Origin of the sequence: Tumebacillus sp. BK434 (genome assembly GCF_004340785.1) — a bacterium.
In the GTDB taxonomy this organism is placed as follows: domain Bacteria; phylum Bacillota; class Bacilli; order Tumebacillales; family Tumebacillaceae; genus Tumebacillus_A.
On record NZ_SLXS01000002.1, the window covers coordinates 99,924 to 125,728 of the forward strand.

At 59.6% G+C, this 25,805-nt stretch carries 21 protein-coding genes; 19 read left to right on the top strand and 2 right to left on the bottom strand.

Annotated features, from left to right (window positions below):
• Window positions 1-323 precede the first annotated feature (323 nt).
• The 7 genes from EV586_RS04930 to meaB all read left to right on the top strand — a co-directional run bounded on the left by EV586_RS04930 (window position 324) and on the right by meaB (window position 8,699).
• The gene (locus EV586_RS04930; RefSeq protein WP_132943970.1) at window positions 324-2,357 is read left to right on the top strand and encodes a (Fe-S)-binding protein; all 2,034 of its coding nucleotides are present in this window, start codon (window positions 324-326) and stop codon (window positions 2,355-2,357) included.
• A 119-nt stretch (window positions 2,358-2,476) separates the two neighbouring features.
• Window positions 2,477-3,664 (top strand): acetyl-CoA C-acetyltransferase, encoded by a 1,188-nt coding sequence (locus tag EV586_RS04935; protein ID WP_132943971.1) that lies wholly within the window; start codon window positions 2,477-2,479, stop codon window positions 3,662-3,664.
• 91 nt (window positions 3,665-3,755) lie between these two features.
• On the top strand, window positions 3,756-4,607 hold the full coding sequence (locus tag EV586_RS04940) for a 3-hydroxybutyryl-CoA dehydrogenase (RefSeq protein WP_132943972.1): 852 nt from the start codon (window positions 3,756-3,758) through the stop codon (window positions 4,605-4,607).
• 26 nt (window positions 4,608-4,633) lie between these two features.
• Complete coding sequence (locus EV586_RS04945; protein WP_132943973.1) at window positions 4,634-5,416, top strand: enoyl-CoA hydratase-related protein; 783 nt, start codon at window positions 4,634-4,636, stop codon at window positions 5,414-5,416.
• Between the two features lie 17 nt (window positions 5,417-5,433).
• Window positions 5,434-6,579: an acyl-CoA dehydrogenase gene (locus EV586_RS04950; RefSeq protein ID WP_132943974.1), complete on the top strand. Its 1,146-nt coding sequence runs from the start codon at window positions 5,434-5,436 to the stop codon at window positions 6,577-6,579.
• A 28-nt stretch (window positions 6,580-6,607) separates the two neighbouring features.
• Window positions 6,608-7,756: an acyl-CoA dehydrogenase gene (locus EV586_RS04955; protein ID WP_132943975.1), complete on the top strand. Its 1,149-nt coding sequence runs from the start codon at window positions 6,608-6,610 to the stop codon at window positions 7,754-7,756.
• A gap of 1 nt (window position 7,757) precedes the next feature.
• Window positions 7,758-8,699 (top strand): methylmalonyl Co-A mutase-associated GTPase MeaB, encoded by a 942-nt coding sequence (meaB, locus tag EV586_RS04960; RefSeq protein WP_132943976.1) that lies wholly within the window; start codon window positions 7,758-7,760, stop codon window positions 8,697-8,699.
• A gap of 34 nt (window positions 8,700-8,733) precedes the next feature.
• On the opposite strand, the gene cmpA is transcribed toward meaB, so the two are convergent.
• A complete protein-coding gene (cmpA, locus tag EV586_RS04965) occupies window positions 8,734-8,871 on the bottom strand; it encodes a cortex morphogenetic protein CmpA (RefSeq protein WP_132943977.1) in 138 nt (45 codons plus the stop codon).
• 62 nt (window positions 8,872-8,933) lie between these two features.
• Complete coding sequence (locus tag EV586_RS04970; protein WP_132943978.1) at window positions 8,934-9,371, bottom strand: deoxycytidylate deaminase; 438 nt, start codon at window positions 9,369-9,371, stop codon at window positions 8,934-8,936.
• 81 nt (window positions 9,372-9,452) lie between these two features.
• Between EV586_RS04970 and EV586_RS04975 the strand changes: the two genes are divergently transcribed.
• From EV586_RS04975 to nadA, 12 genes are all read left to right on the top strand, one after another.
• Complete coding sequence (locus EV586_RS04975) at window positions 9,453-11,432, top strand: DNA/RNA non-specific endonuclease (protein ID WP_132943979.1); 1,980 nt, start codon at window positions 9,453-9,455, stop codon at window positions 11,430-11,432.
• A 302-nt stretch (window positions 11,433-11,734) separates the two neighbouring features.
• A complete protein-coding gene (spoIIE, locus tag EV586_RS04980) occupies window positions 11,735-14,266 on the top strand; it encodes a stage II sporulation protein E (protein ID WP_132943980.1) in 2,532 nt (843 codons plus the stop codon).
• Between the two features lie 601 nt (window positions 14,267-14,867).
• Window positions 14,868-15,614 carry a vWA domain-containing protein gene (locus EV586_RS04985; protein WP_132943981.1) on the top strand — a complete coding sequence of 249 codons (747 nt, stop codon included), beginning with the start codon at window positions 14,868-14,870 and terminating at the stop codon, window positions 15,612-15,614.
• Window positions 15,586-16,524, top strand: coding sequence for a protein kinase domain-containing protein (locus EV586_RS04990; RefSeq protein ID WP_165898296.1), 939 nt, complete (start codon window positions 15,586-15,588; stop codon window positions 16,522-16,524). The genes EV586_RS04985 and EV586_RS04990 overlap by 29 nt, the downstream gene beginning before the upstream one ends.
• Window positions 16,525-16,610: 86 nt before the next feature.
• Window positions 16,611-17,384: a threonine/serine exporter family protein gene (locus tag EV586_RS04995; protein ID WP_132943983.1), complete on the top strand. Its 774-nt coding sequence runs from the start codon at window positions 16,611-16,613 to the stop codon at window positions 17,382-17,384.
• A complete protein-coding gene (locus EV586_RS05000) occupies window positions 17,385-17,852 on the top strand; it encodes a threonine/serine exporter family protein (RefSeq protein ID WP_132943984.1) in 468 nt (155 codons plus the stop codon).
• A complete protein-coding gene (tilS, locus tag EV586_RS05005; RefSeq protein ID WP_132943985.1) occupies window positions 17,833-19,266 on the top strand; it encodes a tRNA lysidine(34) synthetase TilS in 1,434 nt (477 codons plus the stop codon). The genes EV586_RS05000 and tilS overlap by 20 nt, the downstream gene beginning before the upstream one ends.
• Window positions 19,267-19,290: 24 nt before the next feature.
• Window positions 19,291-19,830, top strand: a complete 540-nt coding sequence (gene hpt, locus EV586_RS05010) for a hypoxanthine phosphoribosyltransferase (RefSeq protein WP_132943986.1) — start codon at window positions 19,291-19,293, stop codon at window positions 19,828-19,830.
• Window positions 19,831-19,879: 49 nt separating this feature from the next.
• Window positions 19,880-21,787, top strand: coding sequence for an ATP-dependent zinc metalloprotease FtsH (gene ftsH / locus EV586_RS05015; protein ID WP_132943987.1), 1,908 nt, complete (start codon window positions 19,880-19,882; stop codon window positions 21,785-21,787).
• Between the two features lie 71 nt (window positions 21,788-21,858).
• Entirely contained in the window at window positions 21,859-22,941 is a 1,083-nt protein-coding gene (locus EV586_RS05020) for an HD-GYP domain-containing protein (RefSeq protein ID WP_132943988.1), read from the top strand.
• Window positions 22,942-22,955: 14 nt separating this feature from the next.
• A complete protein-coding gene (locus tag EV586_RS05025; protein ID WP_207893857.1) occupies window positions 22,956-24,656 on the top strand; it encodes a formate--tetrahydrofolate ligase in 1,701 nt (566 codons plus the stop codon).
• A gap of 169 nt (window positions 24,657-24,825) precedes the next feature.
• Window positions 24,826-25,770: a quinolinate synthase NadA gene (nadA, locus tag EV586_RS05030; protein WP_132943989.1), complete on the top strand. Its 945-nt coding sequence runs from the start codon at window positions 24,826-24,828 to the stop codon at window positions 25,768-25,770.
• Window positions 25,771-25,805 lie beyond the last annotated feature (35 nt).

Genomic DNA, 25,805 nt, shown 5'->3' on the forward strand with positions numbered 1-25,805 from the left:
GTCGCCGAGAGCCAGATCGGTTCGCGATGCTTGCCTGTTACAGGGTGCGCTTCGAAAAAATTTCCTGCGGTGCTTTCGATGGATCTCGCCTCCGTTCTGACTTTTCTGCTTCCTTTATTATAACAAGAACGTGGAAATGGGCATGAGGTTTCACCAGAGCGGGCAAAATGCCTGAAATTCACTCTCGAATTTTTGGCGGAAATCGTGTATAAGTATAGGTGAGGTATTTTCGCTATGTAAAACCGACCGTTTGGTCGAAATTTGAATGATGATTCATTCATGTAGAAACTATCATCTAGTATTTGCAAAGGGGTTGAACGGAAATGGCGTGGATTAAAGTGCTTTTGTTCCTGATGCTCGCTGGGGTTGCAGGTTACTATAGCATGCAGGCGCTGTATCGCCGCTATCAGTACCTGATGCTCGGCGCCGAAGAAAACCGCTTTGACGACAGCGATGCGCGTGTCAAAGGTTTCTTCAAATACGTGCTCGGCCAAGGCAAAGTCCTGGCTGAACCGGCCGGTATCGGTCACTTTATCATCTTCTACGGCTTCATTATCATCTCGATCGGTGCGCTGGACTTCTTTGCGCATCACCTGACCGGGTATCACATTCCGGGCCTCGGGTCGAGCTTCTTCACCGCGATGCATGAGACGGCGAACATCCTGGTGCTCGTCGCGCTTGCCATCGCTGCCGTTCGCCGCTATATCCTGAAGCCGATGCGCCTCGACGTGACGGCAGAAGCCGGCTACATCGTCGGCGCGATCGCGCTGCTCATTCTGTCCGACTTCGTCTACTGGGGTGCGGCAGACGCGCTGACCGGCCACGATCCGGGCTTTATCGCTCCGGTCGCAGGCGCACTGGCGTCCGCCTTCGCCGGCCTGTCGGAAACGGCGCTGCTGGCGATCAAAGAAATCATGTTCTGGTTCCACACGCTCGTGCTGCTCGGCTTCACGGTCTACATCCCGCGCTCCAAGCACTTGCACATGATCGGTGCGATGTTTAACGTCTACTTCCGCAAGACCGATTCCCGTCCGGCCGGCAAGCTGAAAAAGCTCGACCTCGAAGACGAATCGATCGAAGAGTTTGGCGTTGGCCGCATCGACCAGTTCTCCTGGCGACAACTGCTCGACGGCTATGCCTGCACCGAGTGCGGCCGTTGCCATGTCAACTGCCCGGCTACGCTGTCCGGCACGCCGCTGTCTCCGAAATACCTGATCCTGAAGATGAAAGACCACCTGATCGACGTCGGCGACTCCCTGCTCGAAGCGAAAGTGCAAGGCGCAGCAGGCACCGGCGTAGAAGTGGCAGCAACGGCAGAACTGCCGGTGCTGATCGGGGAAGAGCCGGGCCAAGGCATCTACTCCGAAGACGAGATCTGGGCTTGCACCACCTGCCGCGCTTGTGAAGAAGCGTGCCCGGTGTTCAACGAGCACGTCGACAAGATCATCGACATGCGCCGCTACCTCGTCCTCACCGAAGGCAAGGCCGAGCCGGAAGTCAACCGTGCGTTCCAAAACCTCGAGCGCCAGTCTAACGAGTGGGGCCAAAACCGTTCCACCCGCGGCGACTGGGCGAAAGGCCTCGACATCCCCTTGATGTCAGAAGTCGAAGGCGAAGTCGAGTGGCTGTTCTACGTCGGCTCCTCCGCATCGTTCGACGTGCGCAACCAGAAGATCGCCCAGGCGTTCGCGCGCCTGATGAAAGAAGCCGGCGTCTCCTTCGCCATCCTCGGCGCTGAAGAAGAGTCGGACGGCGACTCCGCACGCCGCCTCGGCAACGAGTTCCTGTACCAGTCGCTCGCCGAAGCAAACGTGGAGATCTTCAAAGAGTACGGCGTGAAGAAAATTGTCACCACCTGCCCGCACGCGTACAATACCTTCAAGAACGAATACTCGGATTTCGGCTTTGAAGCGGACGACGTGCTGCACCATACCGAAATGCTGGCTCAACTGATCGATGCAGGCAAACTGTCGCCGCTGCACGATGTCGACCACCTGCTGACCTTCCATGACTCTTGCTACCTGGGCCGCTACAACGGCATCTACACCGCACCGCGCTACATCATCACCAAGATCCCGGGCGTGCGCCTGGTCGAGATGGAGCGCAACAAAGGCAAGAGCATGTGCTGCGGCGCAGGCGGTGGCGGTCTGTTCAAAGAAGACACCGGCACCGAGCGCATCAACGTCATGCGCACCGAGCAGGCGATGGAAACCGGCGCTACGGCGATCGGCACCGCGTGCCCGTACTGCATGACGATGATCACCGACGGGACGAAAGCGAAAAACGTGGAAGAGAACCTTCCGGTCTACGACGTGGTCGAGCTGCTCGAAATGTCTGTCTTCGGCGCGAAACAGTAAGCTGTGCAACATGAATCAACGGAAAGACACCGGAGTATGTTCTGGTGTCTTTCTGTCAGTCAGAAAAGGTTAGTCTGATCAGTCAGTTTTTGATTTCAAGCCCAAAGGAGATGTTCTTTATGGCAAAAACGGTGATTGTCAGCACGGCCCGCACCCCGGTCGGCAAGTTCGGCGGCGCGCTCGCACCGCTCGTGGCCACCGATCTCGGCGGTCTGGTCATCAAGGAAGCGCTTGCCCGCGCCGGTGTGCAGGGCGAGCAGGTCGAGGAAGTGATCATGGGCATGGTGCTGCAAGGCGGCACCGGGCAGGTTCCGTCCCGCCAGGCGGCGATCAAAGCCGGCCTGTCCTGGGAAGTCCCGACCCAGACGATCAACAAAGTCTGCGCTTCCGGCATGCGCGCCGTGACGCTCGGCGACCAGATCATCCGCGCCGGTGACGCTGAAGTGATCGTCGCCGGCGGCATGGAGTCGATGTCGAACGCGCCGTACATTCTGCCGGGCGCCCGGAACGGACTGCGCATGGGCGACGGCAAAGTTGTCGACCTGATGCAGTATGACGGCTTGCGCTGCGCGTTCCACGACGTGCCGATGGCGGTGCACGGCTCCGATGTGGCAGCCGAGTACGAGATCTCCCGGGAAGCGCAAGACGCTTGGGCGCTGCGCTCCCAGCAACGCGCGGCAGCAGCTGTCGAAAGCGGCAAGTATGACGCGGAGATCGTGCCGGTCGAAGTGCCGGGCAAGAAAGGCGCGGTCACCGTCGTCGACAAGGACGAAGCGATCCGCCCGTCCACGACGCTGGAAGGCCTGGCTGCGCTGAAGCCGGTCTTCAAAAAAGACGGTTCGATCACCGCAGGCAACGCGCCGGGCATCAATGACGGCGCGGCGGCGATGGTGCTGATGTCGGAGGAGAAGGCGGCAGCGCAAGGCATCGCACCGCTGGCGACGATCCTCGGCCACGCCCAAGTCGGCCAAGACGCACCGTATATCGCCACAACTCCGGGCTTGGCGATTCAAAAGCTCCTTGATAAGACAGGATATAAAGTGGAAGACATCGACCTCTTCGAAGTGAACGAAGCGTTTTCTGCCGTCATCCTCACCTCCGGCCAGATCGTCGGCTGGGACGAAGAGAAAGTCAATGTCAACGGCGGCGCAGTGGCGCTCGGTCATCCGATCGGGGCTTCCGGCGCCCGCATCATCGGTGCGCTGATCCACGAACTCCGCCGTCGCGGCGGCGGTTTGGGTGTGGCGGCGATCTGCTCGGGCGCCGCCCAAGGCGACGCGATCTTGCTGCGCGTGCACGGCGAGTAGTCCAAGTACACTTTTTCCGACAAATATTGCCCGGGGAATGGACGTATGAGATTCCCCGGGCGACTACATACCAACTGGAGGGACATACATAATGGAAATCCGCAAAGTTCTCGTCATCGGCGCCGGCCAAATGGGCGCCGGGATCGCACAAGTTGCCGCACAAGCCGGGCTGGAAGTCGTCCTGAACGACCTGAAGCCGGAGTTTTTGGAGCGCGGCATGGGCACGATCACGAAAAACCTCTCCCGCGACGTAGAAAAGGGCCGCAAGACTGAAGAGGAAAAAGCGGCGATCCTCGCCCGCCTCCACCCGACGACCAACATGGGCGACGCGCACGACGCACAGCTGGCGATCGAAGCGGCGACCGAAAACATGGAGATCAAGAAAAACATCTTCCGCCAAATGGACGAAGTGCTGCAGGAAGGCGCGATCCTTGCGACCAACACTTCTTCGCTCCCGATCACCGAGATCGCAGCGGTAACTTCCCGTCCGGAGCTGGTCATCGGCATGCACTTCATGAATCCGGTGCCGGTGATGAAGCTCGTCGAGATCATCCGGGGCTTAGCGACGACCGATGAAGTGTACAAAACGATCGAAGTGCTGTCCAAGCAGATGGGCAAAGTGCCGGTCGAAGTCAACGACTTCCCGGGCTTCGTCTCCAACCGCGTGCTGATGCCGATGATCAACGAAGCGATCTACTGCGTCTTCGAAGGCGTGGCGACGCCGGAAGCGGTCGACGAAGTGATGAAGCTGGGCATGAACCATCCGATGGGCCCGCTGACTTTGGCCGACTTTATCGGCCTCGATACCTGCCTCGCGATCATGGAAGTGCTGTACGAAGGATTTGGCGATTCCAAATACCGTCCGTGCCCGCTCTTGCGCAAATACGTCAAAGCCGGCTGGCTCGGCAAGAAGACCGGCCGCGGCTTCTACACCTATTCCTAATACCAGAGCACGGGAGGACATAACGAATGGACTTTCAAAACCTGTTGTTTGAAGTAAAGGAAGGCGTCGGCATCATCACGCTGAACCGCCCGAAAGCATTGAACGCGCTGAACTCGGAACTGTTAAACGAGATGGGCGCGCTGCTCGATGACATCGCAGCAAATGACGAGATCAAAGTTGTCGTCATCACCGGCGGCGGCGAAAAGGCGTTTGCAGCGGGTGCTGACATCGCGGAAATGCAGTCTCTGACCGCGATCGAAGGCCGCGCGTTTTCGGCGAACGGCATGAAGCACATCTCCAAGCTGGAGAGAATTCCGCAACCGACGATCGCAGCGGTGAACGGCTTTGCGCTCGGCGGCGGCTGTGAAGTGGTCATGGCCTGCGACATCCGCATCGCTTCGACCAAGGCGAAATTCGGCCAGCCGGAAGTCAACCTCGGCGTCACGCCGGGCTTTGGCGGCACGCAGCGTCTGCCCCGTCTGGTCGGACCTGCGATCGCCAAGGAGCTCCTGTTCACCGGCGATGTGATCGGGGCGGAACGCGCCTACCAGATCGGGCTCGTCAACCACGTGGTCGAGCCGGAAGAACTGATGAACAAAGCGCTGGAGATGGCGCAGAAGATCGCGTCGAAAGGCCAGTTGGCGGTGCGCATGTCCAAGCAAGGCGTCAACGAAGGCATGAACATGGACCTCACGCGCGGTCTGCAATACGAGACGGAGCTGTTCGGCCTCTCCTTCTCGACGGAAGATCAAAAAGAAGGCATGGCCGCTTTCCTGGCGAAGCGCCCGGCCGAATTTATAGGCCGTTAATCGAGGGGGTCTGCAAGATGGATTTCAATCTGACGAAAGACCAGCGCGACCTGCAGCAGATGGTGCGCGACTTTGCGGAACATGAGATCGCGCCGCTGGCGGCGGAGATCGACGCGAGCGACGAGTTTCCCCGCGAACTGATCCGCAAGATGGGCGAACTGGGTCTCATGGGCATTCCGGTTCCGGAAGAGTATGACGGGGTCGGAGCGGACTTCCTGTCCTACATGCTGGCGATTGAAGAGATCTCGTATGCGTCTGCGTCGGTCGGGGTCATTCTCGCGGTACATACGTCGGTCGGCACGATGCCGATTTTGAATTTCGGTTCGGAAGAGCAGAAGCAGAAATACGTGCCGCGTCTGGCGGTGGGCGAGCTGATCGGCGCGTTTGGCCTGACGGAGCCGGGCGCCGGTTCGGACGCATCGGGCATCCGCACGCGCGCGGTGAAGCAAGGCGATACCTACGTGCTGAACGGCTCGAAGATCTTCATCACCAACGGCGAAGTGGCCGATATCTTCATCGTCTTTGCTGTCACCGATCCGGAGGCGGGCGCGAAAGGCGTATCGGCGTTTATCGTCGAGCGCGGGACACCGGGCTTCTCCATCGGCAAGAAAGAGCACAAGATGGGCATGAACGGGTCGGGCACGGTCGAGCTGATCTTTGACAACGCGCAAGTTCCGGTCGGGCAGCTGCTCGGCGCGGAAGGCCAGGGCTTTACCGTGGCGATGAGCAACCTCGACGGCGGCCGGATCGGCATCGGCGCCCAGGCGCTGGGGATCGCCCGGGCCGCTTTTGACGCGGCGCGTGCCTACGTGCAGCAGCGCGAGCAATTCGGCCGTCCGATCGCCGATTTCCAAGCGGTGCAGTTTATGCTTGCCGACATGGCGACGAAGATCGAAGCGTCCCGCCTGCTGATCTACAACGCGGCCACGCTGCGCCAGGCGAAGCTGCCTGTCTCCAAGCAGGCCTCGATGGCGAAGTACTATGCCACCGATACGGCGATGGCGGTGGCGACCGATGCGGTGCAGCTGTTCGGCGGCTACGGCTATTCGAAAGAGTACCCGGTGGAGCGCTACATGCGCGATGCGAAAGTCACCCAAATCTACGAAGGCACCAACCAGATTCAGCGTCTTGTCGTGGCGAAGAACCTGATGAAGGGCCTGTAGGAACCGAAGGAAAGAGAGGAAGCAGACGATGAACTTTCAACTGACGCAAGATCAACAGGATATTCGCAAGCTGGTGCGCGATTTCGCGCTGAACGAGGTGGCGCCGGGCGCGATGGAGCGCGACGAGAAGGAAGAGTTCTCCCGTGAGATTTTTGACAAGATGGCCGAGATCGGGCTGTGCGGCATTCCGTGGCCGGAAGAGTACGGCGGCGCAGGCATGGACTATGTGTCCTACGTGATCGCTGTCGAAGAGCTGTCCCGCATCGACGCATCGGTCGGTGTTACCCTGTCGGTGCAGACCTCGCTGGCCGGCTGGCCGATCTATAAGTTCGGCAACGAAGAGCAGAAGCAGAAGTACCTGCGCCGTCTGGCGGAAGGCACTTCGATCGGCGCATACGGCCTGACCGAGCCGGGTTCCGGCACCGACGCCGGCGGCATGCGCACGACAGCTGTGGAAAAAGACGATCACTGGGTGCTGAACGGCTCCAAGATCTTCATCACCAACGGCGGCGTGGCAGACATCTACGTGGTGTTCGCTGTGTCCGATCTGGAGAAGCGCACCCGCGGCGGCATCACTGCGTTCATCGTCGAAGCGGACTTCCCGGGCTTCTCCGTCGGCAAGCATGAGAAGAAGCTGGGCATTCGCTCCTCGACGACGACCGAGATCATCTTCGACAACTGCATCGTGCCGAAGGAAAACATGCTCGGCGAACTGGGCGATGGCTTCAAGATCGCGATGATGACCCTCGACGGCGGCCGCAACGGCATCGCGGCACAGGCGCTGGGCATCGCGCAAGGCGCGCTCGACCTGGCGACCGACTACGCGAAGCAGCGCGAACAGTTCGGCCAGTCGATCTCCAACTTCCAGGCGATCCAGTTCAAGCTCGCCGACATGGCGACCGAGATCGAAGCGGCGCGCCTGTTGACCTACCAGGCAGCATGGCTGGAGTCGGAAGGCCTGCCGTACGGCAAGCAGTCGGCGATGTCGAAAGTGTTCGCTTCCGACGTGGCGATGAAAGTCGCAGTCGAAGCGGTGCAGATCTTTGGCGGCTACGGCTTCACCCGCGAGTATCCGGTGGAGCGCTTCCTGCGCGACGCGAAGATCACCCAGATCTACGAAGGCACCAACGAAGTCCAGCGCATGGTCATCGCGCGTCACCTCCTGAAGGAGAAGTAAGATGCACGAGCTGGTTCAGCGGATTTTGAGCGGTGACAAGCGCGCCGCGGCCCGTGCGATCACGCACATCGAGAACGATGCGCCGCAAAAGCACGACATCCTGCGCGACCTGCACCCGCACACGGGCAGAGCCTACCTCGTCGGCCTTACCGGGTCGCCGGGAGCGGGCAAAAGCTCGCTGACCGACCGCATCATCACCTACCTGCGCAAGGAGCTGGGGATGAGAGTCGGCGTGATCGCCGTCGATCCGACCTCGCCGTTCACCGGCGGGGCGATCCTCGGCGACCGGGTGCGCATGGGCGCACACGCCCTCGACCCGGACGTGTTCATCCGCTCGATGGGCACGCGCGGGTCGCTCGGCGGCTTGGCGCGCACGACGCAGGAGGCGCTGCGCGTGCTCGATGCGTGGGGCTGTGAGGTGATCCTGATCGAAACGGTGGGCGTCGGGCAGTCGGAGCTCGACATCATGAATGTGGCCGATTCGACCGTCGTGGTGCTCAACCCGTCGGCCGGCGACCACATCCAGACGATGAAGGCGGGAATCATGGAGATCGCCGATCTGTTTGTGATCAACAAAGCCGACCTGCCGGGCACCGACAAGACCGACCGCGAAGTCAGCAACATGCTCGACCTGATGGGCCACGTCCCGTGGCGCCCGCCCGTCACCCGCACCATCTCCCGCGACAACAAAGGCATCCCCGAGTTCTGGTCCAAAGTGCAGGAGCACGAATCGTACCTGCGCTCCTCCGGCGTCTGGGAGCAGCGCCGCCACAAGCGCCGCCAGGATGAGGTCGTGGCGATCATCGAAGGCCAGATGACCCGCCGCCTGAAAGAGCTCATGCACGGCGATGCCGCCTGGAGCAGCAAGATCGCCCAGGTGGAACAAGGGGCGGTCGATCCTTACACGATCGCCGATGAGATGATCGGAAAACTGCTCAAGTAACAGAAAGACCCCCGAACGAAGTTCGGGGGTCTTTTTATTCAGCTTCTTCCGCAGCTTCTTCTTGCCGGAGATTGTGCTGGTATTTATAAAAAACGCGGTTCAGCATGACGATCGATCGCTTGTCTTTGTCACGAAATGCTCGGGTCAGTTGGTTCCGCAGCCAACTTGGCATCATTCCTCCCCCTTGTCGCAAGAATTTGCTCTTAGGCTATGCAAGGGGGACGGGAAAGGTGCCTATTTGCCTGTGTACTGCTCCAAAATCACGCCGGCGTCGCGCAGCACCTGCTCGCCGTACGAGTCGGTGTACTTGTCGGCGTACACCACCCGCTTGATCCCGGCTGCGACCAGCAGCTTGGCGCAGTTGACGCAGGGGGCGGCGGTCACATAGCAGACGGCGCCTTCGGTGCTGACGCCGTGCAAGGCGGCCTGCACGACCGCGTTCTGCTCGGCGTGAATCGTGCGGATGCAGTGGTTCTCCACCACCCAGCAGCCGACATCGGTGCAGTGCGGCATGCCGGGCGGGCTGCCATTGTAGCCGGTGGTCAGGATGCGCTTGTCCCGCACCAGCACCGCACCGACTTTGCGGCGCGTGCACGTCGCCCGCTGTGCGACCACATCCCGCGCCATCATCATGAAGTATTCGTCCCAAGTCGGGCGATCTGTCGAAGTCATACATACCCTCCTCCGCTTTTCCTCTTCTCATATTCTACCATGCTATAATGAAAATAACGATATTAACGACGGAGGGGACCCATGCGTACACATCGGCCGCAGCAAGCGCAGCAAATGAAGACGGAATCTTCGAAAAGCGATTTGTCATCCGCCCAGGTCTCGCCGAACCAGATCCTGCAATTGCAAAAGACGGTCGGCAACCGCGCCGTCCTGTCGATGCTGCAAGCGAAAATGCAGCCGGGCAGCCAGCCTCCGATCCAGCGCACGCTCCGCAAGTGGAACGACATCAAAAAGAAAGGGAACAGCCTGCAGTGGACGCCGCACAAGACCAAAGCGAACAAGCATGGTATCGTCGACGGGCTGGGAGCTGATGTTCAGAACGGCAAGTCGCTGAAAACGCATGTCAAGTTCAAGTCGGCTGTCGATGAGATGGGGCAAGGCGTGAAAGCGAATCCGCTCGGCCCGGACCATCTGATGGGCGACACGCCGTCCGGGCGGCCGCAGGAGATCACCGATGAGTTCAAATACTACGTCGGCGACTCCAACGAGTACATCGCCGGCCACCTGCTGAACCATCACCTTGGCGGGCCGGGCAACGATGTGCGCAACTTGACGCCGATGCCGCGCGGCTTTAACAGCAAATTCGCCACCGAAGTGGAGAGCGTCGTCAAAACGCTGGTCGACGACCATCATGGCTGGATCTCCTATCAGGTGGATGTTGACTATGAGGACGACTCGGTGACGGTGACGCCGCCAAAAACAGGGAAAAAGAAGCCCAAGCCGGAGCAGCATGATTTCCAATACGCTTCCCATCTGGAAGCGGAATGGTTCCAGCTCGACGAAGACGGACAGGAGGTGCCGGGCACCAAAGGCACGTGGAAAAGCGATATTCCGGCGCCGTCGGCCATCGTGAAGGACCGCAAGATCGACCGCTATCCCAATCTCAAGCCAGGAGGCTCGAAGAGCAAGTCGCTGGACGGCAATACGGCCGTCACCAAGGTCGCATTTGATGAAGTGGTGCTCGATGCGCCGGAGGTGCTGCGAAAGCAGTGGAAGCTGAAAATCGAGGCGATCGCGCTGGTCAACAAGCTGCAGGAGGAGCAAAGCGAGCTCGCCGGCCAGGTGATCGAGCAAGTCAATCGGATCACCAAGGCGATCGCATCGGAAGACGAAGAGAAAGCGATGGCATTCATGGACGATCTGCTGCTCGATCTCGAAGCAGCGATCGGCAGTTATGATCATGAAGAGCTGGACGATTCGATCAGCAAGATCGAAACGAAGCTCTCCACGTTGCACGATACGGTTTCGCAGTTGGGTGACCATGTCGGTCTGAAAGTGCAGGGCATCCGTGAGATCGCCGAAGGGCTGTCCAAGATCGCCGACGAACACGGCGTCAACGATGCGTTTGAAGAGGTGGTGATCGAGCTGTCTGAAGACTACGGGTCCAAAGTCGCCTCCTATCGGGAAGCGATCGACCGGGTGTCCTGGCTGTGGCAAGACACGCTCGAACGCGTGCGATCCTCCGTCTTGAGCGAGATACCGGGCACGCCGCTTGCCCGCTATCAATACGCGGAAGACAATTATCAGGAGTTGGGACTGCATGACGATGACCGGCAGCAGATGATGCGCGAGGAGGCGTTTGCCCGCAACGAGATGGTAACGCTGACGCCGACCGGCAAGGCCGGTGTGTTGGCGCAATACCGGGCGGGCCGCTTTGGCTGGGTGGACGTGGAGTGCTCCGGGCAGGAAGAGAAGCTGCATCAGATGATGCTCCGTATGGACATGATGGACGCAGAAACGATCGAAACCTCCCTCGAAGGCTGGACGCGCAAGTATCCGGGAGAAGTGCTGTCCTATTTCGAAAAAGTGGAGCGGGCGCTGCAAGAAGAAGAGTTGTACAACCAGCAGAAGCTGTTAAAGGGGCCGATACCGGTTACCGAATCGAACCGGAAAAAACGAAAGGCAAGCAGCAGCCTTGACCTCGAAACCGAGAACCAGAACGACAGTCCCACTACCCAATCGACGAGCGGCGGTTTCAACATCGACATGCTGGACGTATAAAATGTAACAGTGTATGCCAAACCTCGTGAAAATAGGTGTCGAACACCCGATTACTTTCCGACAATTCGACGGGGACTTCGACGGCAGAGCACCTTTTGTCTGCGAATGAACGTTCCCTCTTGCAATCCTTTGGAGCTGAAACGGCGTGGCTTTCCGGCGTTTCGCGAACGTATGTCCGCGATGACTTCCCCCGATAGTTGTCGGAAATTTCCCTGTTTTCGGTGCGGCGTTTTGACAAACATTGCTGAGCATCCATGCTATCCTGAGACCATTCAAATCACGAGACGGGATGGTGGACAAGCATGTGGAAACGGTTTTGGGAAGGACGTCTGGCCTTTGGGGGAGGCGGACAGGTTGAGGCGGGGCCGCTTGGCGGCGTCACTTCCCGATGGCAGCGGCTGCAAAGTCGGTTGGGAGCGGTGGCCGGCAGAGGGACGCTGGTGCTGGTGATCATGGCCTTCTTCCTCGGGCGGGCGATGATCTTAGGGGAGCTCGCCCCCTTTTCGATCGCCTTCTATGCGGTGATCCTGCGGCTGAAGCGGTCGGCCGCCAGACCGGTGCTGCTCGCGCTGATCGTCGGCTCCTTGACGGCCAACGGGCTGTTCTCGATCTGGCCGATGCTGGCCGGGGCGCTGCTCTTCTACAGGGTGGTCTACGGCATGCTGACCAAGAAGAAAGCGCTGACGCTCAACATGGTGCCTTTTGTCGTGTTCCTCGTCGACGCCGGGGTGCGGATGGCGGCCAACGCGGCGATCGGCGATACGACGACCTACTCGCTGATGATGGCGCTGGTCGACGGGTTCCTCGCCATGGTACTGACGCTGATCTTCATCCAATCCTTGCCGATCTTCACCTTCCAGCGCGGGGTCAAAGAGCTGCGCAACGAAGAGATCGTCTGCCTGGTGATCATGCTCGCTTCCGTACTGACCGGGTTCCACCATCTCTCGGTGGCCGGGATGTCGTTTGAAAATATATTTTCGCGCTACCTGATCATGCTGTTCGCGCTGATCGGGGGCGCCGGGGTCGCCGCAGGTGTTGGCGTGGTGACCGGAATCATTTTGACGATGGCAAGCATGCTGGCCGCTTCGCAGATCGGGCTGCTGGCATTTTCAGGACTTCTCGCAGGTCTGCTTCGCGATATGAAAAAAGCCGGGGTCGGCATCGGATTTGTGCTCGGCACGGCGATTCTGACGGTCTACGTCAATGACATGGCGTCGGTGATGATGGCGCTGCAAGAGTCGGCGGCGGCGTTTCTGCTGCTGCTCTTCACGCCGAAAAGCTTCATCGATCAAGTCTCCCGCTACGTGCCGGGGACGCACCAGCACTCGCTGTCGCAACAGGATTATGCACGGCGCGTCCGCGACTTGATGGCGATGCGCATCCGCGAGGTGTCGAGCGTGTTTGACGAGTTGTCACGCACGTTCTCGCAGATCTCCGGCACCGTGGTCAAACCGCAGGATGATGTGATGAACAAGACGCTTGATACGGTCGCCAAAGAGGTGTGTGGCAGTTGCTTCAAGCGGACGCAATGTTGGGAGAAAAACTTTTACGGCACGTATCGCGCGCTGTTTGACACGGCGACCCTGATCGAAATCGACGGCGGGGTCAATCGGTCGAACATGCCGGCCGAGCTGAAGAAGTTCTGTGTGCGCACCGAGCAGATCCTGCCGGCGATGCACCGGGCGGTGGAGATGTCCAAACGGGACATGCAGTGGCAGTACCAGCTCGCGGACAGCCGCAATATGGTGGCGGCGCAACTGGCGGGGATCGGCACGATCATGGGGGATCTCGCGCAGGAGATTCGCAAGGAGAACAACGTGTCGGTCGATCATGAAGAGCACATTGTAGCAGCATTGGAACACCTTGGCCTCTCGATCCGGTCGGCCGATATCATCTCGCTCGATGAAGGGAAGGTGGAGATCGAAGTGACGTCGGCGGGGGCGGCGTCGGCCGACGAAGGGGAGAAGTTGATCGCGCCATTGCTGTCGGAGATCATCGGGGAGAACATCGTCGTCTCGCGCAAGAGATTCTGGGAAGACGAGAACAGTGTGACGATGACCTTGTCCTCGGCGAAGGTGTACCACATTGAAACGGGTGTCGCCAGCGCGGCGAAAGACGGACGGATGCATTGCGGGGATTCCTTTACGACGTTGGACGTGGGTAATGGCAAATTCGCCGTCGCTGTCAGCGACGGCATGGGCAACGGCGAGCGGGCGATGCAGGAATCGAGCGCAGCGATTCGGCTGCTGCAGCAGCTGCTCAAAGCGGGCTTTGAGGAGCAGATGGCGATTAAAACGGTGAATTCGGTGCTGCTCCTGCGCTCGAAAGACGAGATTTTTACGACGATGGACTTAGCGTTGATCGACATGTTTACGGCGAAGACGGAGTTTCTGAAGATCGGTTCATCCCCGTCGTTCATCAAGCGCGGGCAGCAGGTGTTCTCGATCGAAGGGGAGAACGTGCCGATCGGCATCCTGCAGGAGATCGACATCCAAACGGTTGAGGAGGAGCTGAAAGAAGGGGATCTGCTGATCCTGATGTCTGACGGGATCTTCGACGCGCCGAAGCACACCGACGACAAGGAGGGCTGGCTGAAGAAGCGGATCGAAGAGTTTCAGTCAAGCAGCCCGCAGGAGATCGCCGACATGCTGGTCGAGCTTGCCGTGCGGATCAACCACGGCAAGATCATCGACGACATGACCGTGCTGGTGGCGAAAGTGGAAAAATACAAGCCGGAGTGGGCGACGATCCGCATGCCGGGCGTGCAAAAGCTCAAACGCAACAAGACGGTCGCCGCCGCGGACGGAGCGGAAAAACTGGTGCCGATGAACTAGAGATGAGATCGGGATGCTTTCTGAAATTGGGGAAAAGGGCTCTCATGTTGAGAGCCCTTTTTGTATTTTACTTATGCAAATTAATAGATGCTAATAGTTTCAGCGCGGTGATATGCTTAGACACGAGACAGAACAGATTCGGTTCGCTCAAGGGAGGTCGGCTCGCTCCCCTTGGAAGGTGTCCCTTCCGGAAGGGGGTGAGAGTTCGTGGAATGTACGCACGCGTCTGTTCAACTTATGATTCAAATCGGAATGTTCGCCATCGCATTGATGGGCCTGGGCATCTCAGTTTTGAACTTGTTGATCGTGCTGAGTAAGCTTTTCGCGAAAAACAGACAGAACTAGACCCCCTTGAGGCTGCAATCTCGCAGGGGGTCTAAAGTAGTATTTTACATCTTCTAGAGGTTGAACAGCCGATCCCTTTGAGGGAAACGTCTGTTGTGACTCACAACCGCAGGTGCTGGAACACTTGCGGTTCTTTTTTTATTTTACCACGAGATTTTCCTGAATATAACGTTTTTATCTTGCACGTATTTGATTAGACCCCGCTGCATCGGGCAAAGATGGGGAGTAACATAGCTCGAAGAAGGGGTGGAACGATATGTGGAAGGATATGAAGATGAAGCAGATCTTGCTGATTACCGACGGGTGCTCGAACAAAGGCAGCGATCCGGTGCAGGCGGCTCGGATGGCCCGCGCGCAAGGAATCGCCGTCAATGTGATCGGCATCGTCGACGGCGGGGACCTCGGCTCGGCCGGGCGGCGCGAGGCGGCGGAGATCGCCGAAGCGGGCGGCGGGCTGTCGCGGATCGTCGAAGCGAAACAGCTGGCGATGACGATGCACATGATGACCAAACACACCGTGCAGATGACGATCCAGCAGGTCGTCAACAAAGAGCTCAAGCAGCTCCTCGGCACCGACGCGGAAGGCCTCCCGCCGCAAAAGCGCACCGAGGTCGCTGAGATGGTCGACCGCATGGGCGACGAAGCCTTGCTCCAGCTCGTTCTGCTCATCGACACGTCCGCCTCGATGCATGAAAAGCTCCCCACCGTGCGCGAAGCGATCCGCGACCTGCAGATCGGGCTCGACGTGCGCAAAGGCTCGCATCGGGCGGCGATCCTCACCTTCCCGAGCTCCCCGACCGAAGATGTGCGCGTGCTCTCTGCGTTTTCCGACACGCTCGACCTGAACAAGCTCTCGGGCGACCTGCGCGCCCAGGGCGGCACGCCGACAGGACCGGCGATCGAGCGGGCCGTCCAGCTGTTCCAAGCCGGTTCGGCACCGCTGTTGACTCCGTACCGCGAAGAGGATGATCGCGATGGCGACATGGCAGCCTACGTCGTTTGAGCCGCTGTTTCGGACGGGCAGCACGATCACCGGCGTCTGGAACAAGCAGCGCTATCTCGTCGAGAGCATGCTCGGGCGCGGCGCCAACGGCGAAGTATACCGCGTCGTCAAGCCAAACGGCGAACGGCTCGCGCTGAAAGTGTCGCCACAGTCGAGCGACATCGCGCTGGAACATAAAATTCTGCACCAGTTGCAAGGGGTGGCTCGAGGCATCGACCTCGGGCCGCTTGTCTTTGACTTGGATGACGCCGACACCCCGCGCGGCAAAGCGTTCTTCTACGTGATGGAGCAGGTGCACGGCACCTCCCTGCCCCCGTTTCTGAAAAAGCGCGGCGGGCACTGGCTGCCGGTGCTCCTGCTGCAGCTGTGCACCTATCTGGAGCGGATGCACAAGCTCGGCTTTTGCTTCGGCGATCTGAAAGCGGAAAACTGCCTCGTCGACGAAAAACGGGGCCGGCTGCGGCTGGTCGACTTCGGCGGCGTCACACCGTTTGGGCGCGGGGTCAAAGAGTACACCGAATGGTATGACCGCGCCTGGTGGGGGCAAGGCAGCCGCCGCGCCGATGAGTCGTACGACGTGTTTGCGCTGACGATGATGGCCGTCGCCCTGCTCGCCCCCGACCTGCGCCACAAGCTCGCACTGCTCACCGTGCCGAATTTTTCCCTGCTCCAGCAAAGCGTCCGCGCCGACCCGAGGCTCGCCCCGTGGCGCGATCTGCTCGGAGCGGTGTGGAGCGGGCGGGTGACGACGGTGGAGCGCTTCCGGGAACGGCTGATGCCGATGGTCAAAGCGAGCGTGCAGCAGGAACAGCGCGCGGCAGACGCAGCGCCTCGACAAGACTGGAGCGACTGGCTGCTTCTGGGATCGGCCGCGGTGCTCGTCGGAGCGGTTTGCCTGATTTTTTTGTAGCGTTCTTTTGCAGAGGACGGAAGGAAACCAAGCCCCAAACGCGAACTCTGTGAAAACGATTTTGAAGGGGAACAGGTGAACACGCAATGAGCAGAAGTTTGGAAGTGGCGCTGGACCTGTGCCTGCGGGCCGGGAATATCATGCTGAGATGCGGAGCCGAGACTTCGCGCGTCGAAGATACGATCGCGCGGCTCGGCTACACGTATGGAGTCGATCAGGTCCAGAGCTTTGTCACGCCGACCGGTATTTTTATTTCCGTGGAAATGGCCGGCGAGACGACGCGCACCGGGATGCTGCGCATCAGCGGATCATCGGGGATCAACCTCTCCCAGGTGCACCGCGTCAACGACCTGTCGCGGCGCTATGCGTCAGGTCTGGTCAGTGTCGAGGAGGTGCTGGCTTCGTTTGACGAGTTCGAACGGGCGCCGGTCACCTACCGGCTGCGCTACCAGCACTTGGCGTCGGCGTTTGCGTCGGGCGCGTTTGCCGTGCTCTTTGGCGGCAGCTGGCCGGAGTTTGCCGTCGGGGCGCTCTGCGGCTGGATCTCGCATTTTGTGCTGGGCATGGTCAGCGGCGCGATGCCGTATTTTCTCAGCGTGTTCTTCGCTGCCTTCGCAGGCGTCTCGCTGGCGGTGATCGGTGTCGTGCTGTCGGTCGCGACCAATTTTGAAGCGGCGATCATCGGGGCGGTCATCCCGCTCGTGCCGGGGGTGTCGGTGACCAACGCCGTGCGCGACCTGATGGCGGGCGAACTGCTCGCCGGCGTGGCGCGGGCGGCGGAAGGCTTTCTCGTCGCGTTCGCCATCGCGGCAGCCGTTGCGCTGGTGCTGGCGATTCGCGTGCACGGGGGGTTGTGGTAGATGATGACGGGACAGGAGATCTTGCAGCTCTTGCTGCTCGCGGGGATCGCGTTTTCGGCGACCGTTTGCTATGCCGTGCTCTATCAGATTCCGAAAAAAGCGCTCCTGCTGGTCGGCTTCGTCGGTTTCTCCGGCTGGTTGATGCAGTATTTCATCCGGCAGCTGACCGATTCGCCCGTCTTCGCCGCCCTGCTCGGCGGTTTTCTCGTCGGGGCGCTCAGTGAAAAGCTGGCCCGGCGCATGCGCATGCCGGTCACCGTCTTTGTCGTCGGCGGGATCGTGCCGCTGGTGCCGGGGTCGTCGGCGATGGCGACGATGCGCGAATTTGTGATGGGCGACTATCTGGAAGGACTGTCGCGAGGGACGCTGACCCTGCTGATCGCCTCGGCGATCTCGGCGGGACTCGTGCTCGCCGGCTCTTTGCTGCGCCTCGATTGGAGGGGGAAACGTGCTGGAAAACGTGAATGAGACGATCCGCCGCCACCGGCTGTTGGAAACGGGGGACCGGGTGTTGGTCGCCGTCTCCGGCGGGGTCGACTCCTGCGTGCTGCTCGATGTGCTCCTGAAGCTGCGCGCGGCGTGGGACTTGCAGCTGGCCGTCGTGCACGTCGACCACGGCCTGCGCGGCGAAGCGTCGGCGGGCGACGCCCGGTTTGTTAAGCAGCTGGCTGAGCGGCACGGACTGCCTGTGTTCGTTCAAAGATTGGATGTCGAGGCGTATGCGAAACAGCACAAGCTCTCGATCCAGACGGCCGCCAGGAAGGTGCGGTACGGCTTTTTCGAGCAAGTCGCCAAACAGACCGCCAGCGCCCGGCTTCTCACCGCTCACCATGCGGACGATCAGGCGGAAACGGTGCTGATGCGCATCCTGCGCGGCACCTCGACACGGGGGCTGGCCGGCATCCCCGTCAAGCGCGAAGAGAACGGGCTCACTTACGTGCGCCCGCTCCTCGACATCTGGCGGGAAGAGATCGAAAGCTATGCGGCGGCACAGGGCATCCTGTATCGGGAAGACGCTTCCAATGCATCATTAAAATACATTCGTAATAAGATACGATTACAACTTTTCCCCGAACTCACCCGTGGCTACAATGAACAGGTGAAGGCTGCGCTGCTGCAGCTCTCCCAACTGGCGCGGGAAGACGAGAGCTATCTGGAGGAACTGGCGCAGGCGCGCTTTTCCGAAGCTGTCTTGCCGGCGGGTGCAGGCCGTTTAAAAGTCAATTGTGAACATTTTGTTGAAAGTCCGCTTCCTTTACAACGACGGGTAATTACACTAATATTATATTATCTGTGCGGACATACCATCCAATGGGAGCAAGTACATATCGAGAGCATCCGCTCCCTGTTGGTCAGCTCATCGCCGAGCGGCCGTTTGACCTTGCCTGGCGGGGTATCCGCCTGGCGCGAGTACAACGACGCTTATGTAAGCGTTGACAAGCCAATTCTGGCCGGCGAGGCTCCTGCGCCCGTACAGCAGTTTGTGCTGGGCAAGGAATTCATAGCCGGCGCGTTGAAGTTTACGGTAGAACCGCCGGGGTTTGCCATTCGTTTGGAGGCAGAAGTGACACCAGGGGTGCCGCCTCGTCCGACAGACGCCTGGGAAGCCCAATTCGATGCTGATGAATTGTCCGGCTCCTGCATATACATACGGACATGGGAACAAGGCGACGGATTCCGGCCCTTCGGAATGCAAGGCACGAAGCTGATCAGCGATGTATTCGTTGACGCCAAAGTGCCTAAACATAAGCGCATGGCGTGGCCGCTCTTTTGTATCGACAGCGAGATCGCATGGGTGGTTGGCATCCGGCGGGGACAGCAGGCAATGGTCACCGACAAGACTCAAAGAACGCTCGTCCTCCGGGCGGTGCGGCTCTCTTAATTTTTCAGGGGGGTACACGAACCTATGCATACAGATGTGCAAGAGATTCTCTTCACCGAAGAAGAAGTCTCCGCCAAAGTGCGCGAGCTGGGCGAACAGATCACCCGTGACTATCAGGGACAGGATCTGCTCGTCATCGGCATCTTGAAAGGCGCCGCGATGTTTATGGGCGACTTGGTCAAACGGATCGACATGGTGGTGGAGATGGACTTTATGGCGGTCTCCAGCTACGGCAAGTCCTCCGAGTCCTCCGGCGTCGTGCGGATCATCAAAGACCTCGACAAGAGCATTGAAGGGCGTCACGTGCTGATCGTGGAAGACATCATCGACACGGGGCTGACCCTGCATTATTTAAAGAACCTGCTGGAGCAAAGAAGCGCCGCTTCGGTCAAAGTCGCCGCACTTCTCGACAAGCCGGAGCGCCGCCAAGTTGAGATTGCCCCGGACTATCTCGGATTCTCCGTGCCGGATCACTTCATCATCGGCTACGGTCTGGATTATGCCGAGCGATACCGCAACCTCCCCTATGTCGGGGTTTTGAAACCGGAAGTTTATCAATCCTAAACGCTTGTCTGGCGTATGTGGTACCTGGGGTGCCGAGAGGAGGTAAGGAATGAACAGATTTTTCCGCAATGCCGGTTTTTATTTGCTGATCTTCCTGATCACCGTGGGGATTGTAAACTTCATCACGGGTGAAAAACAGGAAAAGCTGGAAATCACGTACGACAAGTTCATTCAAAAAGTCGAGAAAGGTGAGATCAAGGACCTGACCGTCACGAGCGAAGGGCTGACCTTGCGGCTCACCGGCTCGATGGTGGGCGACAACGGGGCGAAAGAGGAGTTCATCACCCGCGCCCTGTTCAGCGAAGAGTTCTCGCAGCAGCTGAACGAAGAGCTGAAGACCGCCAACGTCACGATCAACGAACCGCAAAAAGAGTCGATCTGGTTCACCTTCCTCACGTCGATCGTTCCGTTCATCGTCATCTTCATCCTCTTCTTCTTCCTGATGAACCAGGCGCAGGGCGGCGGTTCCAAAGTGATGAACTTTGGCAAGAGCCGCGCCAAGCTGTACAACGAAGAAAAGAAGAAAGTTACCTTCGACGATGTCGCCGGCGCAGACGAAGAGAAAAACGAGCTGGTCGAAGTTGTCGACTTCCTGAAAGACCCGCGCAAGTTCGCGGCGCTCGGCGCACGCATCCCGAAAGGCGTGCTGCTCAACGGGCCGCCCGGCACCGGTAAGACCTTGCTGGCGCGCGCCGTCGCAGGCGAAGCAGGCGTGCCGTTCTTCTCGATCTCCGGTTCCGACTTCGTGGAAATGTTTGTCGGCGTTGGTGCATCCCGCGTGCGCGACCTGTTTGAAACGGCGAAGAAAAACGCGCCGTGCATCATCTTCATCGACGAGATCGACGCTGTCGGTCGTCACCGCGGCGCAGGCCTCGGCGGCGGACACGATGAGCGCGAGCAGACCTTGAACCAACTGCTCGTCGAGATGGACGGCTTCGGTGCGAACGAAGGCATCATCATCGTTGCGGCGACCAACCGCCCGGACATCCTCGACCCGGCGCTGCTGCGCCCGGGCCGCTTCGACCGCCAGATCACGGTCAACCGTCCGGACGTCAAAGGCCGGGAAGCGATTCTGAAAGTTCATGCCCGCAACAAGCCGATCTCCGAGGACATTCCGCTTGGCGCGATCGCCAAGCGCACGCCGGGCTTCACCGGCGCGGACCTCGAAAACGTGCTCAACGAAGCGGCGCTGCTCGCAGCCCGCAAGAATAAAAAGCTGATCGAAACCCAGGAAGTGGACGAAGCGATCGACCGCGTCATCGCAGGCCCCGAGAAGAAGAGCCGCGTGATCTCCGAGCACGAACGCAAGCTCGTCGCCTTCCACGAGGCGGGCCACGCAGTCGTCGGCTACCACCTCGAACATGCGGATGAAGTGCACAAGGTCACCATCGTGCCGCGCGGCATGGCTGGCGGCTACACGGTGATGATCCCGCGTGAAGACCGCTTCTTCATGACCCGCTCCGAGATGTACGACAAGATCTCCGGTCTGCTCGGCGGCCGCGTGGCGGAAGAGATCGTGTTAGGTGAGATCTCGACCGGCGCGCACAATGACTTGGAGCGCGTGACCGACATCGCCCGCCGCATGATCACCGAGTATGGGATGAGCGACAAACTCGGCAATCTGCAATACGGCCACCGTCAAGGCGGCAACGTGTTCCTCGGCCGCGACATCGCGTCCGATCAGAACTACTCCGACACCGTAGCGCTGGAGATCGACCAGGAGATGCGCCGCATCGTCGACCAGTGCTACAACCGCACGAAAGAAGTGTTGACCACGCACCGCGACCAGCTCGATCTGTTGGCGAACGTGCTCCTTGAAAAGGAAACGATCGACAAAGAGACGATCGATTCCCTGATGGAGACGGGCAAACTGCCGGACGGCTCTGTGACCGGCATAAAAGTCAACATCAACTCCGACTCCTCCGTTCCGGCTGACGAGGAGAATAACGATCAGTAAAACTGGAGACTTTAGAAAAAACACCTGTCGCTCCTACGGCAGGTGTTTTTTTGGAGGGTGGATGAAACAACTTGAGACTCGCATCGCTGCAGAACATCACACCAGAAACCAGGCTCGCTCAGCCACTCTTAGATGAAAAAGGTCTGGTTTTGCTGAACAAAGGAGTCGTGCTCTCAGACAGCCTGGCCAAACGACTGCTGAACTTGGGCATCACCTCGGTCTATATTGAAGATGTACGCACGGAAGACGTGGTGATCGAGGAGGTCATCTCGCAGGAGACACGGCAGGAAGCGTTGCAGCTCGTCTTCACCACGCTGCAGAGCGTGCAGACCTCGGAGCAGCACCCGCGCCAATTTTATCAGGACTTGAACGGACGGAACATCCGCCGCCTGTTCGACACCGTCCTGCACGAGATGAAAGGCAAGCCCAATCTGCTGCTCAGCGTCTCCAACATCTACACGAGCGACGGATTCCTCTACCACCACTCGGTCAACGTCGCGCTGATGGCGCTGGCGATCGGCATCGAATACGGATTGACAGAAAAGCAGCTGCTCGACCTTGGCGTCGGCACCCTGCTTCATGATATCGGGAAGTTGCGCCTGCCCCAGGACATCTTGAACAAGCCGGGCAGGCTGACCCCGGAAGAGTATGAGATCATCAAGCAGCATCCGATGATCGGCTACGAAATGCTTCGCCTGCAAGACGACATCTCCGTCGTCTCCGCCCATGTGGCCTTGCAGCACCATGAGCGGGTCGACGGCACGGGCTACCCGCGCGGCATCAAAGGCGAGGAGATGCACATCTTCGGCAAAATCACCGCCGTCGCCGATGTGTACGAGGCGTTGACCGCCAACCGCGTCTACCGCAAAGGGCAGCTGCCGCATGAAGCGTTAGAGCTGCTGCTCGGCGCGTGCGGCACGCATTTTGACCGCGAGATCGTCGAGCTGTTTCTGAAGACGGTCGCCATCTACCCGACCGGACTGACCGTCCGGCTCAATTCGGGGGAGACGGGTGTGATCATCCGCCAGAACCCGACACATCCCCAGCGTCCGGTGATCCGCGTGCTCCAAGACGCAGCGGGGCGGCCGGTAGAAGCGTACGAAATCAACCTGATGGAGCATCTGACCACATTGATCACTGCATGTGAGTGCTAAGGAGAGTCGATACCATGTCAACCGAACAGCGCATGAAATCAGACATCGAGATCGCCCAAGCGGCCACCCTGCGTCCGATCCAGGAGATCGCAGCCCAGGTCGGCCTGACCCCTGAAGATATTGAGCAATACGGCAAGTACAAAGCGAAAATTTCGCTGGACGTCTACCGCCGCCTGCAAGACCAGGCGGACGGCAAGCTGATCCTCGTCACGGCGATCTCGCCGACCCCGGCGGGTGAAGGCAAGTCGACGACGACCGTCGGCCTCGGACAAGCGCTGGGCAAACTGCTGCAAGACAGCGGCCAGCGCGCGATGATCTGCCTGCGCGAGCCGTCGCTCGGCCCGTCCTTCGGCATGAAAGGCGGCGCGGCCGGCGGCGGCCACTCGCAGATCGTGCCGATGGAAGACATCAACCTGCACTTCACCGGCGATTTCCATGCGATCACTTCGGCGCACAACCTGCTCGCCGCGCTGATCGACAACCACATCCACCAGGGCAACCAGCTGCGCTTCGACGTGCGCCGCATCACCTGGAACCGCGTGCTGGACATGAACGACCGCGCCTTGCGCCAGATCGTCGTCGGTCTCGGCGGCCCGGCGAACGGCGTGCCCCGGGAGAGCGGCTTCGACATCACCGTCGCTTCGGAAGTGATGGCGGTGCTCTGCCTCGCCCATGACGAGCAAGACCTCAAAGCGCGGCTGAAGCGCATGATCATCGGCTACAACACCGACAAGGCGCCGATCACCGTCGCCGACCTCGGTGCGGAAGGCGCGATGGCCGTGCTGCTCAAAGATGCGATTCAGCCCAACCTCGTGCAGACGCTGGAACACACCCCGGCGCTCGTCCACGGCGGTCCGTTTGCGAACATCGCGCACGGCTGCAACTCGGTGATCGCGACGAAGATGGCGCTGAAGCTCGCCGACTACGTCGTCACCGAAGCCGGTTTTGGCGCCGACCTTGGCGCGGAGAAGTTCTTCCACATCAAGAGCCGCCAAGCGGGCCTGTCCCCGGCGGCCACTGTGGTCGTCGCGACGGTGCGGGCGCTGAAGATGCACGGCGGCGTCGACAAAGCGAACCTCGGCACCCCGAACACAGAAGCGGTGGAGCAAGGCTTGTCCAACCTGTCCAAGCACATCGAAAATGTGCAGATGTTCAACATCCCGGCGGTCGTCGCGATCAACAAGTTCCCGACCGACACGGACGAAGAGATCGCCGTCGTCACCAACTGGTGCCAGGAGAACGGCATCCCGGTCGCGCTGTCCGAAGTGTTTACGAACGGCGGCGATGGCGGGCTGGACCTTGCGAAGCAGGTGCTGGAGATCGTCAACAACCGTCCGGGCGGCCTGATGTTCCTCTACAATGAGACCGACACGATTCCTGACAAGATCGAAACGATCGTCCGCGAAATCTACGGCGGCGATGCTGTGCAGTACACGTCGAAAGCGCAGACGATGCTGAAACGCATCGACGAGATGGGGCTCGGCCATCTGCCGGTCTGCATGGCGAAGACCCAGTACTCGTTTTCCGACAATCCGAACCTGCGCGGCCGTCCGGAAGGCTTTACGATCACGATCCGCGAGCTGAAAATCTCCGCCGGCGCCGGCTTTATCGTCGCGATCACCGGCGACATCATGACCATGCCGGGCCTGCCGAAAGTGCCGGCCGCGATGAACATGGATCTGCTCGCAGAAGGCAAGGTCACCGGGCTGTTCTAGAACTTGCCACGCAACAGATAAAGCTGCCACGGGCATACTAGAACAAAGCCGCACTTTCTAACTTTTGTGACAAGTTTTTGTCAAATTGACACTTCACTCGATCAGAGTTAGAATGACAGAAAATAGGCATAATCAGCCCATTTTCAAATAGAAGGGGGCACTGTCCGCGATGGCTACCATCCAAGCTGTACCGAATCGTGAACAGCTCGACCAATACAAAGAACGACTGCTCCAACTGAAAAAGGAACGCAACGCCATCATCCTCGCCCACTACTACATGCGGGCTGAGGTGCAGGAAGTGGCCGACTATATCGGGGATTCTTTTGGCCTCGCGCAAAAGGCGAAAGACACCGATGCGGACGTCATCCTGTTCTGCGGCGTTCACTTTATGGCAGAAAGTGCAAAAATTCTCAATCCAAATAAAATCGTGCTCATGCCTGACGAGCGCTCCGGCTGCCCGATGGCCGACATGGTCACCGGCGACGGGCTGCGCAAGCTGAAAGCGGAGCACCCGAACGCGACGGTCGTCGCCTACGTCAACACCTCGGCAGAAGTGAAAGCGGAAACGGACATCTGCTGCACCTCCTCGAACGCGTTGAAAGTGATCAACTCCGTCGAGTCTGACGAGATCATCTGGGTCCCGGACAAGAACCTCGGGCACTATGTCTCGCAGTTCACCGACAAGAAGATGATCATCTGGCAAGGCTACTGCAACACGCATGACCTGCTGACGCCGGAAGAAGTGCTCGCGCTGAAGGCGGAATACCCGGACGCGCCGATCGTCGTGCATCCGGAATGCCGCCCGGAAGTGGTGGCGCTCGGCGATTATGTCGGCTCGACGACCGGCATCCTCAAATACTGCCGCGAGTCGAACTTCAAGGACTACATCGTCGCGACCGAAGAAGGCGTACGCTACATGCTGGAGAAGGAATCGCCGGAGAAGACGTTCCACTTCGCCTCGCGCTACATGGTCTGCCCGAACATGAAAGTCCACAACGTCAAGAAGATGGTCCGCGCGCTGGAAACGATGCAGCCACAGATCGAAGTCGATCCGGAAGTGGCGGAGAAAGCCCGCCGTTCGCTCGACCGCATGCTGGAAATCGTTCCGAAGTAAGACGAAGCGAGCAACACGTTAGAACTACGCAACTC

Bases quoted from the DNA above. Each gene is read 5' to 3' on its own strand.
- EV586_RS04990 (WP_165898296.1), top strand. From the start codon at position 15,586: ATGGCGACATGGCAGCCTACGTCGTTTGAGCCGCTGTTTCGGACGGGC.
- EV586_RS04985 (WP_132943981.1), top strand. From the start codon at position 14,868: ATGTGGAAGGATATGAAGATGAAGCAGATCTTGCTGATTACCGACGGG.
- ftsH (WP_132943987.1), top strand. From the start codon at position 19,880: ATGAACAGATTTTTCCGCAATGCCGGTTTTTATTTGCTGATCTTCCTG.
- EV586_RS04950 (WP_132943974.1), top strand. From the start codon at position 5,434: ATGGATTTCAATCTGACGAAAGACCAGCGCGACCTGCAGCAGATGGTG.
- hpt (WP_132943986.1), top strand. From the start codon at position 19,291: ATGCATACAGATGTGCAAGAGATTCTCTTCACCGAAGAAGAAGTCTCC.
- EV586_RS04945 (WP_132943973.1), top strand. From the start codon at position 4,634: ATGGACTTTCAAAACCTGTTGTTTGAAGTAAAGGAAGGCGTCGGCATC.
- spoIIE (WP_132943980.1), top strand. From the start codon at position 11,735: ATGTGGAAACGGTTTTGGGAAGGACGTCTGGCCTTTGGGGGAGGCGGA.
- cmpA (WP_132943977.1), bottom strand. From the start codon at position 8,871: ATGCCAAGTTGGCTGCGGAACCAACTGACCCGAGCATTTCGTGACAAA.
- EV586_RS04940 (WP_132943972.1), top strand. From the start codon at position 3,756: ATGGAAATCCGCAAAGTTCTCGTCATCGGCGCCGGCCAAATGGGCGCC.
- EV586_RS04930 (WP_132943970.1), top strand. From the start codon at position 324: ATGGCGTGGATTAAAGTGCTTTTGTTCCTGATGCTCGCTGGGGTTGCA.
- EV586_RS04935 (WP_132943971.1), top strand. From the start codon at position 2,477: ATGGCAAAAACGGTGATTGTCAGCACGGCCCGCACCCCGGTCGGCAAG.
- meaB (WP_132943976.1), top strand. From the start codon at position 7,758: ATGCACGAGCTGGTTCAGCGGATTTTGAGCGGTGACAAGCGCGCCGCG.
- EV586_RS04975 (WP_132943979.1), top strand. From the start codon at position 9,453: ATGCGTACACATCGGCCGCAGCAAGCGCAGCAAATGAAGACGGAATCT.
- EV586_RS04970 (WP_132943978.1), bottom strand. From the start codon at position 9,371: ATGACTTCGACAGATCGCCCGACTTGGGACGAATACTTCATGATGATG.
- EV586_RS04995 (WP_132943983.1), top strand. From the start codon at position 16,611: ATGAGCAGAAGTTTGGAAGTGGCGCTGGACCTGTGCCTGCGGGCCGGG.
- EV586_RS05025 (WP_207893857.1), top strand. From the start codon at position 22,956: ATGTCAACCGAACAGCGCATGAAATCAGACATCGAGATCGCCCAAGCG.
- EV586_RS04955 (WP_132943975.1), top strand. From the start codon at position 6,608: ATGAACTTTCAACTGACGCAAGATCAACAGGATATTCGCAAGCTGGTG.
- EV586_RS05000 (WP_132943984.1), top strand. From the start codon at position 17,385: ATGATGACGGGACAGGAGATCTTGCAGCTCTTGCTGCTCGCGGGGATC.
- nadA (WP_132943989.1), top strand. From the start codon at position 24,826: ATGGCTACCATCCAAGCTGTACCGAATCGTGAACAGCTCGACCAATAC.